Here is a 16,109-nt window from a genome sequence, read left to right as displayed (position 1 = left end):
GGCAAAGCCTTTTGCTTCCTTTTTGGCGTTTGAAAAAGGGAGTCGCCGTAAGGGCGAAACCATAATTGGTCGTTACCGCAGCAATGGATATGTACTCCGACATCAAATAACAGGACGGCTGTCAGGTCGCCCTCGCCCGCAGGCCAGGCCGCTTTTGTGACCGGTGGTCGATACACCTCGGCCTGCCGTTCAATTTGCGCTTAGCTGTAGGGATAACCCCAAGGCGCGCGTAGGTTCCTGATCGCCACAGCGGCGCCAACTTCAGAACACCGTGAGTCTGAGGACCTTCGCAATGCTGACCTTGAACATCAATGGCAAGGACCAGGAGCTGGATGTCCCTGCAGACATGCCGCTGCTCTGGGTCCTGCGCGATGTCGCGCACCTGACCGGCACCAAGTTCGGCTGCGGCATGGCCCAGTGCGGCGCCTGTACCGTGCACGTCGACGGCACGCCGTTGCGCTCCTGCATCACGCCGGCCACAGCCGTGGCCCATGGGCAGAAAATCCTCACCATCGAAGGCCTGTCCACCGACGGCTCGCACCCGGTGCAACGAGCTTGGGCCGAACTCGACGTGGTGCAGTGCGGCTACTGCCAGTCCGGGCAGATCATGTCGGCAGCGGCCTTGTTGGCCAAGATCCCGCAACCGACCGACAGCGACATCGACCAGGCGTTGTCGGGCAATATCTGTCGTTGTGGTACCTATCCAAGAATCCGCGCCGCGATCAAACGCGCCGCCCAATTGGGTTGATGGCCATGAACAGCATCGATCCGCTGTCGCGTCGAGGTTTCCTCAAAGGTAGCGCCGTACTGGGCGGCGGGCTGGTGGTGGCATTCATCATCCCGGGTGGCCATCGCTTTGCTCAGGGCGCGGAAAATCAGGGCAACGTGTTCGCACCCAATGCGTTCCTGCGCATCGGCAATGACAACAGCGTCACCGTGTTGCTCGGCCACTCGGAAATGGGCCAGGGCATCTGGACCGGGTTGACCATGCTGATCGCCGAAGAACTGGATGCCGATTGGTCAAAAATCCGCGTCGAGCACGCACCGGCTTCAGCCGCCGACTACGGTCTGGCCGGGTTCGGCGGCATGCAGATCACCGGCGGCTCGACTTCGACCTGGATGGAATTCGACCGCTACCGCCAGGCCGGTGCGGCAGCGCGGTTGCTGCTGGTCGAGGCCGCGGCCAAGCGCTTCAATGTCGCGCCCTCCGGGATTCGCACCGAGTCAGGCGTGGTGATAGCCGGCGACCAGCACGCCACCTACGGCGAACTGGCCGATGACGCCGGCAAGCTAACGGTGCCGGACCCCGCGACCATCAAGCTGAAGGAGGCCAAGGACTGGAAAATCATCGGCAAACCCACCAAGCGCCTGGATACACCGGAGAAAATCACCGGACGCGCCAAATTCGGCATGGACGTGCAGTTCGACGGCCTGATGACCGCGATGGTCGCGCGTTCGCCGGTGTTCGGTGGCAGCGTCAAATCCTTTGAAGGCGCCGAGGCGCTGGCGATACCCGGCGTGCACAAAGTGGTGCAGGTGCCGACCGGCGTGGCGGTGATCGCCGATCATTACTGGGCGGCGAAACTGGGGCGTGATGCGCTGCACGTCGAGTGGGACCTGGGGCCGAACGCAAAGCTGGACAGTGAGCAATTGCTCGAAGAGTTTCGCAAACTCGCGGCCACGCCCGGGCTGCCCGCCAGCCAGGCCGGCGATACCCAGGCTGCACTGGCCAAAGCGGTCAAAACGATCGACGTCGAGTACAGTGTGCCCTACCTGGCCCACGCGCCCATGGAGCCGCTCAACTGCACCGTGAGCATCACCCAGGACAAATGCGAGATCTGGACCGGCACGCAGTTCCAGACCCTGGACCAGATGATCGCCGGCAAAATCACAGGGCTCAAGCCCGAGCAGGTCGTGATCCATACAGAGTTCCTAGGCGGCGGTTTTGGCCGGCGGGCCAACCCGACCTCGGACTTTGTCGCCGAAGCGGTGCAGGTCGCCAAGGCCGCGGGCGGGCTGGTGAAAACGGTATGGGCGCGGGAGGATGACATCCGGGGCGGCTATTATCGCTCGGCGTTCCTGCATCAGGCGCGCGTCGGCCTGGGCGCGGATGGCCTGCCGCTGGCGTGGAAGCATGTGCTGGTCGGACAGTCGATCATGGCCGGTACCTCACTCGAAGCCTCGATGGTCAAGAACGGCATCGACAAGACGTCCGTGGAAGGCGTGGCGGACAGTCCCTATCTGCAGGGGCTGGCCAATCATCAGGTGGACCTGCATTCGCCAAAGACCGGCATCAGCGTGTTGTGGCTGCGCTCGGTGGGGCATACCCACACCGCCTTCGTCATGGAGTCGCTGATCGACGAACTGGCCGCCGCAACCAGCAAGGACCCGGTGGAGTACCGGCGGAGCTTGCTCAAGGCGCACCCGCGGCATCTTGGTGTATTGAACCTGGCGGTGGAGAAGGCCAACTGGAAGGCGCCGCTGCCGGACGGCCATGCCTTGGGCGTGGCCGTGCATGAGTCATTTGGCAGCTACGTGGCCCAGGTTGCCGAGGTCTCCCAGGATAATTTGGTGATTCGTGTGCACCGGGTGGTGTGTGCGGTGGACTGCGGGATTGCGGTCAATCCGCAGAGCATCGCGGCGCAAATGGAGTCGTGCATCGCCTTCGGCCTGGGCTTTACCTTGCACAGCAAACTGACGATCAAGGACGGCAGGGTTGTGCAGTCCAACTACCACGATTACCAGGTGCTTCGGCTCAACGAGATGCCCGTGGTCGAAGTGCATATCCTGCCCAGCAGCGAAAAACCCGGTGGCATTGGCGAGGCGGGTGTGCCGCCCACGGCGCCGGCGGTGGCCAACGCGGTGTACGCCCTGACCGGGCAACGCCTGCGTGAGCTGCCGTTGCAACTGTCGGGGGTGTGAGATGAAACGACACCATTGGTTGCTCGGCTCGGTGCTGCTGATTTGCCTTTTTATCTATGCCACGGAGCTGTTCGCCGAAGACAAGGAGGCCGTGAAGGCCTTCGACACGGTTCGTCAGGTGTTCCAGAGCCCCCGTTGCCAGAACTGCCACATTCCCGGTGATTCTCCGTTGCAATTCGATGCCGGAACGCCCCATGCGATGAACGTCGTGCGCGGCATGGACGGCAAGGGCGCGGCGGGTTTGCCCTGTGCCAGTTGCCATGCCGAGGCCAATCCTCCGGCCAGTTACGGCCCGAAAGCGCCACCCGGCGCGCCGCATTGGAGCTTGCCGCCGGCGGCGCACAAAATGGCCTGGATCGGTCTGCCACCCGACCAGCTGTGCAGCATGATCAAGGACCGCGCGAGCAACGGTGACCGCGATTTCGCGGCGCTGGTCAAACACGTCAGCGAAGACAAACTGGTGCTGTGGGGCTGGAATCCGGGCGGTGATCGCGTGCCGGTGCCGGTGTCGCACGATATTTTTGTCACGCAGTTCAAGCGCTGGGCGGACGCCGGCGGGCCGTGTCCGGTAGTGGGTAGCTGACCAACGGCGAGTCGACATGGAGTCAAACCCGATATCGAGGACTCTAAACAACATACCCACCCATGGAGTATGTGATGCTGATCTCAGGCAAACCGCACAAATCTTGTGAACGTGCAGGGACGCCACAGCAGGAGCGTGAGCTACTGCGCGATCTGGCCCGCAAGGCAGAGCAAGAGCTGATCGGGGTGCAGATGGCGAGCATGGATGAGTTGACACTGCTGCCCAACCGGCACGGTTTCCTGGCGCTGGCTCAATTGGGCCTGGACGCCTGCCAGCAACTGGGCCGACCGGCGACGCTGCTGTTCTTCAATCTCGACGAGTTCAAGCGCATCAACTACCTGTTTGGTCGCTCCGAAGGCGACAAGGCGCTGAAAATCTTTGCCGATGTACTGCGCATCGGTTTTCGTGAGAGCGACGTGATCGGGCGGTTGGAGGGTTCCACGTTCGTGGCCTTGCTCACCGGCTCTGCAGGTGTGGATATCGCGGCGATCAAGGCGCGGCTTGAAGAAATGCTCGATGAACGCATGGCCACCGCGCATCGCGGGTATGAGATTCGTTTCAGTATCGGGCAGATCGAGCATGACCCGGCTGTTCATGGGTCGGTTGAAGAGTTGCTGGTTGAGGCTGAAAAAGCGTTGGGCCGGTAGCAGTGTGGTGCATCAACTGACCCTATCGCGGGCAAGCCCGCTCCCACAGGTATTCTGGTGCATACAAATAATGTGTACGACAGCGATCACTGTGGGAGCGGGCTTGCCCGCGATGGAGTCCTGACAGGCGATGTATCTCTTCACTTGGCAAACAACTGCCCAATATCCCTGAACGCCTTGAACTCCAGCGCATTCCCACACGGATCGAACAGAAACATCGTCGCCTGTTCACCCACCAGCCCCTGAAAACGAATCCCCGGCTCGATCACAAAACGCGTCTCCAATGCCTTCAGCCGCTCGGCCAGCGCCTCCCACTCCGCCATCCCCAACACCACGCCGAAATGCGGCACTGGAACGTCGTGGCCGTCGACGGCGTTGGTGTGGGCGGCTTCTTGCGAGGCGTTTTTCGGTGCCAGGTGGATCACCAGTTGATGGCCGAAAAAGTTGAAATCGACCCAATGGTCGCTGGAACGACCTTCTTCCAGGCCAAACACGTTGCCGTAGAAGTGCCGCGCGGCAGCCAGGTCAAACACGGGAATGGCCAGGTGAAAAGGGGACAGTTGCATCAGGCTTGCCTCGCTTGCGTGTGGAGTTCAGGCAGAGTTTAGCCCTGTGCTTTTCGATTGAAAGACGATAGTTTTTGCGTTAAGCGCAAATTATTTCGATCAATCGGTGACCACCATGCTTCGAGAGCTGAAAACCTTCATCGCGGTGGCGCGCTATGGGACGTTTGCCGCCGCAGGCATGCACATCGGCCTGACGCAGTCGGCGGTCAGTGCGCAGATTCGCAACCTGGAACAGGCCCTCGGCATTCGCTTGTTCGATCGCACCGGGCGTCAGGCCTTGCTCAATGCGGCGGGGCAGCGTGCGTTGCCGATGGCCAGGGAAATGCTGGAAATCTTCAATCGAATGGCCGTCAGTGATGACGTCAGCGAGTACCGGGGCGAGTTGAAGATAGGCGCCGTGGCTACAGTGCAGACCGGATTGCTGCCCGAGGCGCTATTGCGATTGCGCCAACAGGCGCCGTACCTGGAGCCGAAACTGGTGCCGGGCGTGTCCTTGAGTCTTTTGAGCCAGGTGGACACGGGCGAAGTGGACCTGGCGATCCTGATCAAGCCGCCATTCGAGTTGCCCAAAGAGCTGTCAGCGCAAGTAATCCGCCGCGAACCCTTCGTGCTGATCGTGCCGACGAACCTTGAAGGCGACGAGCCGCTCAAGATGCTCGCCGAACAACCGCATGTGCGCTATGACCGTAACTCATTCGGTGGACGGCTGGTCACGCGATTTCTGCGGGAACAGCAGATCGATGTGCAGGTCGCCCTGGAACTGGATGAACTGGAAGCCATTGTGAAAATGGTCGAATGCGGGTTGGGGGTTTCACTGCTGCCGGAGGCGGGGCTGTGGCTGGAGCATGGGGCGAAGGTCAGGGTGATTCGGTTGGGTGAGCTGACCTTCTACCGCGAAATCGTCTTGTTGCAGCGATATAGCCTGCGACAGCAGCCGATTCAACAGTTGTTTGCCCGATGTTTGTTTTGAAGATCAGAATATCGCAGCCTTCGGCCGCTCCTACACGGGTCGGGTTCACATACATAATCATGGATGGACACAATTTCACTGTAGGAGCTGCCGAAGGCTGCGATCTTTTGATCTTGGAAACTCCTGGCCACCCAACGCCAGGATATGTAGGGCAGGTTGTAAGTGCTCACGGCATTAAAAAATCATAGCTACTGTCATTTCTGACAGTTACTAGTCCTGTCCCCTTTCAGTATGTTGGCTTGGTAAACAGCCTGCTCCGTGTTGCCGCGAGGAATCTGCCGAGCATTTCTGCGTCGCATGGAACGAAAAAAATTGAAAAGGATAACGTCATGACAGCGCAAGCCAATACCCTGCAGCAACCAGGTGATCTGGATACTCGATTTGCAAATCAGGGGATGATCGATGTTCGGAGTGGATCGTCCCGACGTGTAGCTGAAACAGTTAATGAAGAGCTTCTTTATGTGGTTCGAAGTGGCAATAACTCATTTCGGGGGTATCGAGCTCGAGCCGATGGATCTGCTGATCCGGCCTTCACTCCGTTCCTATGGCGATTTGGTCAAGGCCAGTATGAAACTCTCAGCAAATTGATGGTTAGGGATGACGGCAAATTCCTGATGATTGGTAGTACTGGCGAGGCATATGTACGTCAGATGGCAATCAGTCGATTCAATTCCGGCGGCAGTCCTGATTTAGTATTCGGTACTAAAATTTTTCCTTTCGCGGTGGATCCTGTACCTCCAAACCACGCCCTTGGAACTCATTCGCCCACGGGTTGTGTCACCGCAGATAAACATGTCCTACTCGGCCAAAAGTCATACTTTGCATGACTCCAGCGGCACACTTGTTGAATCCGCAGGTCGCGTATATCGCCTCGATGATCAAGGTAATCTTGATCTGGGTTTTAACGGCACCGGGATGATTGGGGTCAGGTTTGATGGTCCGGGTACAGAGATAATCAATATCGCCGTTTTGCCGGATGAGCGTTTCATTGTATTCGGGTTCGTTGATCGGCCGATAGAAGGCGAGTCACATCAAAGGACGGTCTTGGCCTGCTATCACCCAGATGGGAAGCTAGACACCACTTTCGCAAGCGGTGGATTCTGGGAAGCCGACCAATACAGCGTTAACGCTGAAATGGTGCTGGACAAAGACAAAGTTATTGTTACATCCATCTCGCGAAACAACGACAAGTATAATCTGGTGGTGACGCGCTTGTTAAACAACGGTACCGTGGATTTGTCATTCAATCACGGGGCGGCACTGTCATTGGAGCTGGACACTTTTTTCATGGCCTCTCCATCGCCGGCCGTGCAGCCGGATGGAAAAATTGTGGTTGCGGGAAGTTATGAATACCCTGGTGAGCGCTTGTATTGGTTGCGTATTACCGAAGCCGGTGAGCTCGATTCCTCCTTTGGGGACTCAGGCGTGGTCCGTCAGCAAATGGGGCACCTGTCGGATGTCATTGTCCAGCGTACCAGCGGTCGCATCATAGTCGCGGCTGATCTGGGCGGACATGACGTCGTACGCGCCCCGAAAATTATTGGCATCCAGGCCTGATGGTCTACAGGCACATCCTGCGCAATCGTGTTGCAGCCGAGCCATCTATGCGCGGGTAGCAGCGCAAGGCATAAAAACCCCGCCTGAGCAGGCGGGTTTTTTGTTGGCTAACCAAAGATCACTCTTCGATGTTGCCCATGGTAAAACTCACCCATATAGGTAACAAAAAAGTTCAAGCACATAGGTAACAGTTTTTAACTGGCCTAAGCTTGGGTTTTCTCTTGATGTTACCGGTTTGTGGGGGTGAATGAATTGTCACGAATTGAAGAGTGAGTCGTGATCTCATGTCTGCTAAATATAAAAAATACTAAAGCAGAATTGAATTTCATGAGGGTTGTATTTTGAACAGTGCTATGTCCGAGTTCTATTTCAAACAGCCAGAAAAGCGCCTGGGGGATATTGATCATTTAATGGGTTACCTTGAACAGCTCATAAACGGTACTTTGCGTGTTCATGGCTATTCTTCGTCGGCGGCAACACATTTATTTTACCCGCCGCCGACCCACTCCGCACTGGGCGATGCCTGCGCCGAGGCGTTTGCGGTTCTGAAAAAACTTGACGCAGATGAAGAGTTTCAACAGTACTTGCAAGACAAGAAAAACGGAACCATCCGCCCCAGCGAGACGGATTGGTTCTGGCATCATGTTATCGTGCCCTTGTTGAGCAGCCCCAAGGTAGAGACGCCTTTGCCTGCCCTGGTACTCACCGTCGATAACATGAAGTTACTGCTGGATGATATCCCGCAGCACGATATTGCGGTACTCCTGGACGTCCATCGCATCATTGGCGACGGCATCATAAGCGACGGTACGATTCGGCTCGACCTTGTCTTGAAATATTACTTGATTACGCCATCGTCGCCGCAGACGGCCGTTCAATGGACGGCCGCGCTGGGTTGTCTGAAGGAGCTTCGCGCCGCTTTCATACTGGGGCATGACGGTCAATTCAGTGATCTTGATCCGATCATGGATGAATACGACGATAAGTGCATACTTGAGGTTATTCATCAAGTTCGAGCGGAGCATTCAACATCGCTGATCAATTACTTGACCCAACATTTTTTTACAGTCGAGTTAGAGCAGCAAGTTGCCCATACACCTACGGTTGTTCTTGAACAATTGGTGAATTCGGAAAACAGCCTTGCCTTGGGCCGCAGGCTCGTCAAGGCACTGGACTGGTATGGCAGCAAGGAAGGAGAAACCTGCCCGCAACCGGTATTGGCGAAACTGGTGTGGCGCGCACTTTGGCTGAGCATCGCGGCGCCGTCGACTCGCCCGGAATGTTTATATTCACACTATGATATGGAGCAGTTCACTGGTCAGGGAGTCAACTATTCTTTCATCCGCAATGACATCGTAAAGGATCTGATGCGCCTCCTGGATACTTTCGAGCCTGTCGCGCGTCTGATGATGCGCGTCGTCGAAGCGAATACTTCTTCCGAGCTTTGGGTCCGTGATATTGCGGATGACTTGATCTATACCGGCTCCAGCGCGTGGGTCAATTTCAGGAGCGGTTTCCTGCTGGCGGAGGCGATGGCTTGCGGTTCGTCAAAACACATGACTTTCGAGCAGTTGCTCAACTTGCCAGTCGAGCATTCTCGTGCAGCTTCACCTGAACACCAAACGCTGGTTGCTGCATCCAGACTGGCTCCGGCAGTGCAATGGGCGGTCAGCAACGGGGTGCTGGCGATAAAGCCTCAAGGTTACTCGGTTGAAGAAGTCGAGCGAGCCGTAACGGTTCTGGAGCAGCATGAGCGCGATATGACCGAGGCGGTCCAGGACTTGGTCCTGAACCTACCCAGTCGTTGGCGTTTCTCTTCGGATGAGGCGTTTGCAGAGGCGTTCCACTCGTCCCTCGATGCGCCGAAGGCTGCCTACAGAACCCTGATCAATGGGCTACTCACCCAACTTCCATCATTCTATCGACACAGCATCGCCAATGGTGAAGTCAGGGTGTACTCCTTAAGGGAACCTCTTCCCCAAACGCAAATTCAACATGAAACCAAAAGCAACACTGATGCGGTCCGGGGGCGGGCAGGGTTCATCATCGAGACTGTTTTCCGTAACCACAAATACTACATGGAGGTGTTTCCCAGGGCTGGCGTGGCCCGCGCCCGCGAAGACATCCGTGACTTGCTCATTGGTGGCTTGGTAGAGGTGCGGTCAACCGGCAGCAGTTCCCGCCCTGGCAGAGCAACGTTCAGATTCGGTACCGAACTGGGGTTCGACTGGGCGGCCTATAAGGATGGAAGCAAACCTTCTGAGGGGCGCTCCTTGATCGCTGAGCAAGTCGGCCGAACACTACCCCCCATCAAGGCCGCTCCTCGCGAAGAATCCTTCGACGCCAACCTGCTCAATTCCCGGCGCAGTGAGGACCTGGCAGAAATGGTCACGAGGGAGCTGTTCTTCTGTGACGAACAGGCGCTCCTGGAGCAAACCAGAAAAGACACTCGAGAAGCGGATCTCGTGCAAACGTTGCTGGAGGAGGGCTCTTTCTGGGGGAAAATGGTGGTGCCTGTCTGGGGGGCAATAGACGATCTTTCATCGGGCGACCCCCAGAGCATTGAACGGGGCGGCCTGGCCCTGTTTACCGATGTCATATCGTTCGGTGTGCCAGTCGGAAAATACGTCTCCGGTTTAGCTCGCCTGGCGGTTCAGGGCGGGAAAGTCGGCATTCGCGTTGCACTACCTCGATTCACTGTACTGACCAAACAATTGACGATCTCGACACTAAAGGAACTCAATCCGCTGGCCGGCCCGCTGACATTGCTCAAGCTGGGAGGTACCGTCTCGCTCAAATTAGCGGGGGCAGGCGCGAGGCAAATCAATAGAGGCATCACTCAACACAGCAAATTATCGATGAATATCGTTTCCCCCGCCGCTCATCATCTGATTTCAGTGAATCCAGTGACCTGGAAACCGCAGCGAATGGGTGACCTAATTAGCAAAGTTGACGGTGTCGATAATGTCCCTATGCGAAAGACCGGCAGCCAGGTGTCCGACGATTTTCGCCTGATCGATCCATCCACCCAACACATTTTCGGACCGAGTTACGGGGCGCCGAAAACAGCCATCAGCAACCTGGCCTACCGTCATTATGCCGCGCCGGCAGTCTGCATAGCGGGGCTCAGCCCCAATGGCAAAGGGATTTATCGAAGCGTCGATGGCCAGCGGCACTACATCTGCAACATAGATGAAGGCGGAAATATCGCGGTCTATCAAATCCGAAATGACTTCGATCTCAATGCCGATCTGGTTTCCGTCAACATCGTCAATTACAAAACCAACCGGCAAACGGAGTTACGGGTATGGTCAGCGGACTCTGGTCAGTGGCAGAAGATCGGGTTGAGTGGAGGAGCGCATGATGACTATGACTTGATCACCCACAAACACCTGGTGAAATGGCAGCAATTAAATAATTCACTCGAAGAGTCAGCCGTGCGCGAATTCGCCGCCAAATACCGACTCGACCCCCGGGAATTCAGGCAGTATGCGCAGTTGAGCCTCGGACTCACGAGTGACGGGCAACAAATGCTCCAAAGAGCAAGGAGCGTTCAGACAGCGGTCACTGACAGGCATTTGCGGCACTGGCAAGCTCAATCTCAACGGGGACGTGATCAATTGACACAAGAGGGATTCGCCAATAGACATAACCTCAATCTTGCATCATTCATGGAGCACATCGACCAGTACGGCAAGCTTAAAGTCGCTGGAAAGGTGCTGATGTAACACGCTAAGGGGGAGGAGTTTACCACTATCACCTATGAACATCTGGGTGCTTGGCAGGCGCTATATAAGTCACGAGACAATAAGCTGACTGCCGTTGATTTTGCTGAGCAAAATAATCTGAATCCAATGCGTTGGGAAACTTACGTGGGCGAAACAGGTGATCTTACAAAATCCGGAAAAGAGCTTCTTATCTTTGGTGAGCCCATTCCCAGGCCGCCCTTCGCACGTAAAAGTCTGGGCACTAAACGTCCGGCAGAAGAGAGTGCGCCAGGAAGTAGCAAGCGCCCCCGGCCAGATCTTGAGGCTGGACCTCACCTGGGTCATGACATAGACAATTCGTTGCCGATTCTGCAGAACCCGAAGAATGTTAAAGAGAGCCTCACGCTAAGAGCTGAAGGTTCTAGTGGACTTAAAGGGCGCCCCGCAACTGCTGATGAAATTGTGGTGACCTACTGGAATCAGCTACTCGATAACGTGACGCCCGCGGCCGCAAAGTCGAAATTGCACGAAACAATCACCCGGGACGTGCAAGACTGGATTCGAAACGATAATAACCTCGCACCAAGGTTTGATAAGCTCATGGAAACCAAAGTGCTGAGCAATGGGCCAGCGCGTGGTCGATCGGTCGTTGCGAAGCGTGACATTAAAAGATTCGAAGTGTTGGGTCCTTATTCCGGGAAGTTGCATTTTGGAAGCAAAACCCTGCTGGAGGAGATTGCCGAAAAAGGCCATAAACCTGTGAATAGTTACGCCTTTAGCTCGTTTTCAAATGACGGAACGATCAGCGCACATGGCAGCGGTAATATTTTAAGCTTGATCAATAGTCCTAACGCGCCAGGCAGGCCATCGTTGGGCGCTGAAAACGTGGCATCCATTAGTGTTGGAAGATACATGACGTTTTTTGTGGCCTGGCAAGACATCAAGAAGGGGGATGAACTCCTTCTCGATTATGGAGACGCTTACGATTGGACTTGAACCGCGGCGCAATGTCTGCGTTCGGTCATCGTGGTTTACCGGGGCGCCCAGATTAAAACAAAAGCGAGGCGGCCTGACAGCCGACCTGGCTTTTACAGATATCTTCCAATCCACTGTGGGAGCCAGTCCGCTGGCGATGGACGTCAACGATAAAGCTTCGTGTCTGGATGATCGTGTTGTCTGGACTCCCATCGCGAGCAAGCATCGCTCCTACAGTGAAGCGCGGCCGGACCTGCAATCAGGTCGGCTGTCAGGCCGCCTCGCTTTGGCTGTTGCTTGGCTGTTGATTTTCTTGCCCCTTACTCGATCGTACTGTCATTTCTGACAGTAGCCTGCACTATGGCCCCGCGGTATGTTGGCCCTATCTACGAACAGTGCCAATCAAGAGGATTAGTCATGATAGCCAGCGAAACGATACTAAAGGCGGGTGATTTGGATAATAGCTTTGCCGAACGAGGTATTTTCAACTTTCCCGTACGTTCGTCCCGGTGTGTTGCCGCAACCTCCGCTGAAAACCTTCTGTATGTGTCTAGAAACGGCACTGGGTCTGTCTGGGTATGTCGTATTAATGCTGAAGGTACTAACGATACTAAGTTCTCGCCATTCGAATGGCGGTTTAGCGAAGCTCGTTATAATGCCCCAGCCGATGTAGTGGTTCATGATAGCGGTAAGTTCGACATCATAGGAACTACGGGTATGGAGCCATTTGGTCGGCAAACGGCGATCAGCCGGTTCAACGAGGGTGGAAGCGCCGATCTGATTTTCGGTACGAAGATTTTGCCCTGGCCCGTACCACCTGTTGTCCCGGAAGCGTTTTCAAATACTCACCCGCCGGCAGCATGCTTGAGGTCCGATGGTCACCTGCTGGTGGCTGAAAGCTACGCAGTTAATGAGAATGGTGGCCCACTTATCGATTCCGCTGGCCGTATCTACTGTTTTGATAGTCAGGGGAACCCCGATCTGAATTTCAACGGGACAGGGATGGTCGAGGTCAGGTTCGCCGAACAAACCCAGATTTTCAGCATCGCCATCTTGCCGGACGAGCGTTTTATCATATTTGGACTTTCTGATCGCCCGTCTATGGGGATTGGACTTTCTAGGGCGACCCTGGCTTGTTATCACCGTGATGGGACGCTGGACACGACTTTCGCAAATGGCGGGCAATGGAAAAATAGCGAGTACACTGTGTTTGGATCGATGGTATTGGACAACAATAAAATTGTAGTCGCCATAGCCCCGGACCCCAACGTCGACGATAACCCTTACATCCAGATTCACCGTTTCCTGAATGACGGCATGTCGGATCCTTTGTTCAATGGAGGGGGGGCAGTGGCTGTGCAAATGGATACTTATTTTTTAGACACTCCAATCGTTTCTGTTCAAGCAGATAAAAAAATCCTTGTTGCAGGAACGTACGATTACCCCGATCAGCGATTGTATTGGATGCGTATCGACGAAACCGGTGCACTCGATTCTACATTCGCCAACGAGGGAATTGCGCTACACGCGGAGGGAGTGCTGGAAGACGTGATAGTCCAGCATGCCAGCAGTCGAATGATTGTTGTCAGTAATATGGGCAAAACCATCAACGCGGGCGCCAAAGTTCCAAAAATTCTGGGCGTCCAGCTTTAATCTTCTCGCTGAAGTATGAGTGCGGATTAGTTTGTGGGAGGCGGAGAGAATGCATTAAAAAACCCGCTAGTATCGGCGGGTTTTTTAATAGCTAACCGAAGATCACTCTTCGATGTTGCCCATGGCCGTGGTGTTGAAACCACCGTCCACGTACATGATTTCGCCGCTGATGCCGGACGCCAGGTCCGAGCACAGGAAGGCGCCGGCGTTGCCGACTTCTTCGATGGTGACGTTGCGACGCAGCGGGGTTTGCGCTTCGTTGGCGGCCAGCATCTTGCGGAAGTTCTTGATGCCGGAAGCGGCGAGGGTGCGGATCGGGCCAGCCGATACGCAGTTCACGCGAGTACCGTCCGGGCCCAGGGAGCCGGCCAGGTAACGAACGCCGGCTTCCAGGGAAGCCTTGGCCATGCCCATTACGTTGTAGTTTGGCATGGTGCGCTCGGCGCCCAGGTACGACAGGGTCAGCAGGCTGCCGTTGCGGCCTTTCATCATTTCGCGGCCGGCCTTGGCCAGGGCCACGAAGCTGTAGGCGCTGATGTCGTGAGCGATGCGGAAACCTTCACGGGTGGTGGCTTCGGTGAAGTCGCCGTCCAGTTGGTCGCCCGGGGCGAAGCCCACGGAGTGCACGATGCAGTCCAGGCCGTCCCACTTCTTGCTCAGCTCTTCGAAGACCTTGGCGATTTCGGCATCGCTGGCCACGTCGCACGGGAAGCACAGCTCAGGGCTCGAACCCCAGCCTTGTGCGAACTCTTCGACACGACCCTTGAGTTTGTCGTTCTGATAAGTGAAGGCAAGCTCAGCGCCCTCGCGATGCATGGCGGCAGCGATGCCGGATGCGATGGACAGCTTGCTGGCGACACCGACGATCAGTACGCGCTTACCGGCGAGAAAACCCATGTGTTGCTCCTCTTTTCAGGTTATTGCGCAGTGGCTGGTGCCAAAAAGGCGGCTTCCAGCAACTGCTGTGTATACGGATGTTGGGGGGCGGCAAAAATGCTTTGCGCGTCTCCCTGTTCGACCACTTGGCCCTGCTTGACCACCATCAGCTGGTGGCTCAGCGCCTTGACGACAGCCAGGTCATGGCTGATGAACAGATACGTCAGGTTGTACTTGCTTTGCAGTGATCGTAAAAGCTCGACCACTTGGCGTTGCACGGTGCGGTCGAGGGCCGAAGTCGGCTCGTCCAGCAGAATCAACGCCGGTTTTAGCACTAAAGCCCGGGCAATGGCGATTCTCTGCCGTTGCCCGCCGGAAAATTCGTGGGGGTAGCGGTGCCGGGTTTCCGGGTCCAGACCTACCTCCTTGAGTGCCGCAATGATCGCTTGTTCCTGTTCGGCCTCGGTGCCCATCTTGTGGATCCGCAGGCCTTCACCCACGATCTGGCTCACGCACATCCGCGGGCTCAGGCTGCCGAAGGGGTCCTGGAACACCACCTGCATCTCCCGCCGCAGCGGCCGTACCTGTTGCTGCGTCAGGCCGTCCAGCTGCTTGCCTTCAAAACGGATGCCGCCTTTACTGCCGATCAAGCGCAGGATCGCCAGCCCCAGTGTCGACTTGCCGGAACCGCTTTCACCCACAATCCCCAGGGTCTGGCCCTGGGGCAGGCTGAAATTGATGCCATCGACTGCCTTGACGTAATCCACGGTCTTTTTCAGCAGGCCTTTCTTGATCGGGAACCAGACTTTCAGGTCCTCGACTGCAAGCAATGGCGGGCCGACAACATTGGTCGCAGGCTTGCCGCTGGGCTCCGCTGCCAGCAGTTCCCGAGTGTACGGATGCTGCGGTGCGCGGAACAATTCTTCGCACGATGCCTGTTCGACGATGCAACCGCGCTGCATGACACATACGCGATGCGCAATTCTTCGCACAAGGTTCAAATCGTGACTGATCAGTAGCAGCGCCATGCCCAATCGGGCCTGCAATTGCTTGAGCAACTCGAGGATTTTCAGCTGTACGGTCACGTCCAGGGCGGTGGTCGGCTCGTCGGCAATCAACAGTTCCGGCTCGTTGGCCAGGGCCATGGCGATCATCACGCGCTGGCGTTGGCCGCCGGACAATTCGTGGGGCAGGGCCTTGAGGCGTTTTTCCGGCTCCGGGATACCGACCATTTCCAGCAGTTCCAGGGTGCGCTTGGTCGCGACTTTGCCGATCAGGCCCTTGTGGGTGCTCAATACCTCGTTGATCTGTTTTTCGATCGAGTGCAGCGGGTTCAGCGAGGTCATCGGCTCCTGGAAGATCATCGCGATCCGGTTGCCGCGGATGTGGCGGATGGTTTTCTCTTTCAGGTTCAGCAGGTTCTGCCCGGAATATTCGATGGTCCCCGACGGGTGCCGGGCGAGCGGGTAGGGCAGCAGGCGCAGGATCGAATGCGCCGTCACCGACTTGCCGGAGCCGCTTTCACCCACCAGCGCCAGGGTTTCGCCGCGCTTGATGTCGAAGCTGACACCTTCGACCACGCGCTGGCAGCGCTCGCCAACGACGAATTCGACGGCCAGGTCGCGCACTTCGATCAGATTGTCCTGATTCATT

General features: G+C 56.4%; 13 protein-coding genes. 10 read left to right on the top strand and 3 right to left on the bottom strand.

Annotated elements, in window-relative coordinates; translation table 11 throughout:
* Positions 1 to 292: 292 nt before the first annotated feature.
* From PMI35_RS10450 to PMI35_RS10465, 4 genes are all read left to right on the top strand, one after another.
* Positions 293 to 748 carry a (2Fe-2S)-binding protein gene (locus PMI35_RS10450; protein ID WP_008062296.1) on the top strand — a complete coding sequence of 152 codons (456 nt, stop codon included), beginning with the start codon at positions 293 to 295 and terminating at the stop codon, positions 746 to 748.
* Positions 749 to 753: 5 nt separating this feature from the next.
* Positions 754 to 2,922: a xanthine dehydrogenase family protein molybdopterin-binding subunit gene (locus PMI35_RS10455; RefSeq protein ID WP_032831815.1), complete on the top strand. Its 2,169-nt coding sequence runs from the start codon at positions 754 to 756 to the stop codon at positions 2,920 to 2,922.
* Between the two features lies 1 nt (position 2,923).
* A complete protein-coding gene (locus PMI35_RS10460; protein WP_008062294.1) occupies positions 2,924 to 3,505 on the top strand; it encodes a hypothetical protein in 582 nt (193 codons plus the stop codon).
* A 74-nt stretch (positions 3,506 to 3,579) separates the two neighbouring features.
* Positions 3,580 to 4,152, top strand: coding sequence for a GGDEF domain-containing protein (locus PMI35_RS10465; RefSeq protein WP_008062293.1), 573 nt, complete (start codon positions 3,580 to 3,582; stop codon positions 4,150 to 4,152).
* Between the two features lie 140 nt (positions 4,153 to 4,292).
* Here PMI35_RS10465 and PMI35_RS10470 read toward each other — a convergent pair whose 3' ends face one another.
* Positions 4,293 to 4,718: a VOC family protein gene (locus tag PMI35_RS10470; protein WP_008062285.1), complete on the bottom strand. Its 426-nt coding sequence runs from the start codon at positions 4,716 to 4,718 to the stop codon at positions 4,293 to 4,295.
* A 115-nt stretch (positions 4,719 to 4,833) separates the two neighbouring features.
* Between PMI35_RS10470 and PMI35_RS10475 the strand changes: the two genes are divergently transcribed.
* The 6 genes from PMI35_RS10475 (at position 4,834) to PMI35_RS10485 (ending at position 13,580) form a co-directional block, all read left to right on the top strand.
* Positions 4,834 to 5,688 (top strand): LysR family transcriptional regulator, encoded by an 855-nt coding sequence (locus PMI35_RS10475; protein ID WP_008062284.1) that lies wholly within the window; start codon positions 4,834 to 4,836, stop codon positions 5,686 to 5,688.
* 329 nt (positions 5,689 to 6,017) lie between these two features.
* Positions 6,018 to 6,515: a hypothetical protein gene (locus tag PMI35_RS35440; RefSeq protein WP_238543190.1), complete on the top strand. Its 498-nt coding sequence runs from the start codon at positions 6,018 to 6,020 to the stop codon at positions 6,513 to 6,515.
* The gene (locus PMI35_RS35435; RefSeq protein WP_008062282.1) at positions 6,481 to 7,245 is read left to right on the top strand and encodes a delta-60 repeat domain-containing protein; all 765 of its coding nucleotides are present in this window, start codon (positions 6,481 to 6,483) and stop codon (positions 7,243 to 7,245) included. Before PMI35_RS35440 ends, PMI35_RS35435 begins: the two co-directional genes overlap by 35 nt.
* A 353-nt stretch (positions 7,246 to 7,598) precedes the next feature.
* Positions 7,599 to 10,973: a hypothetical protein gene (locus PMI35_RS0132900; RefSeq protein ID WP_050562634.1), complete on the top strand. Its 3,375-nt coding sequence runs from the start codon at positions 7,599 to 7,601 to the stop codon at positions 10,971 to 10,973.
* 144 nt (positions 10,974 to 11,117) lie between these two features.
* On the top strand, positions 11,118 to 11,948 hold the full coding sequence (locus tag PMI35_RS34130) for an SET domain-containing protein-lysine N-methyltransferase (protein ID WP_157295736.1): 831 nt from the start codon (positions 11,118 to 11,120) through the stop codon (positions 11,946 to 11,948).
* 396 nt (positions 11,949 to 12,344) lie between these two features.
* Positions 12,345 to 13,580 carry a delta-60 repeat domain-containing protein gene (locus PMI35_RS10485; RefSeq protein WP_008062279.1) on the top strand — a complete coding sequence of 412 codons (1,236 nt, stop codon included), beginning with the start codon at positions 12,345 to 12,347 and terminating at the stop codon, positions 13,578 to 13,580.
* 102 nt (positions 13,581 to 13,682) lie between these two features.
* Here PMI35_RS10485 and fabI read toward each other — a convergent pair whose 3' ends face one another.
* Both fabI and PMI35_RS10495 read right to left on the bottom strand, forming a co-directional pair.
* Complete coding sequence (gene fabI, locus PMI35_RS10490; RefSeq protein ID WP_007937760.1) at positions 13,683 to 14,477, bottom strand: enoyl-ACP reductase FabI; 795 nt, start codon at positions 14,475 to 14,477, stop codon at positions 13,683 to 13,685.
* Positions 14,478 to 14,497: 20 nt separating this feature from the next.
* Complete coding sequence (locus PMI35_RS10495) at positions 14,498 to 16,108, bottom strand: ABC transporter ATP-binding protein (protein WP_008062278.1); 1,611 nt, start codon at positions 16,106 to 16,108, stop codon at positions 14,498 to 14,500.
* Between the last annotated feature and the right edge of the window lies 1 nt (position 16,109).

The organism is Pseudomonas sp. GM78, from assembly GCF_000282475.1.
GTDB lineage: Bacteria > Pseudomonadota > Gammaproteobacteria > Pseudomonadales > Pseudomonadaceae > Aquipseudomonas.
This window is presented reverse-complemented; position numbering and strand designations above follow the sequence as displayed.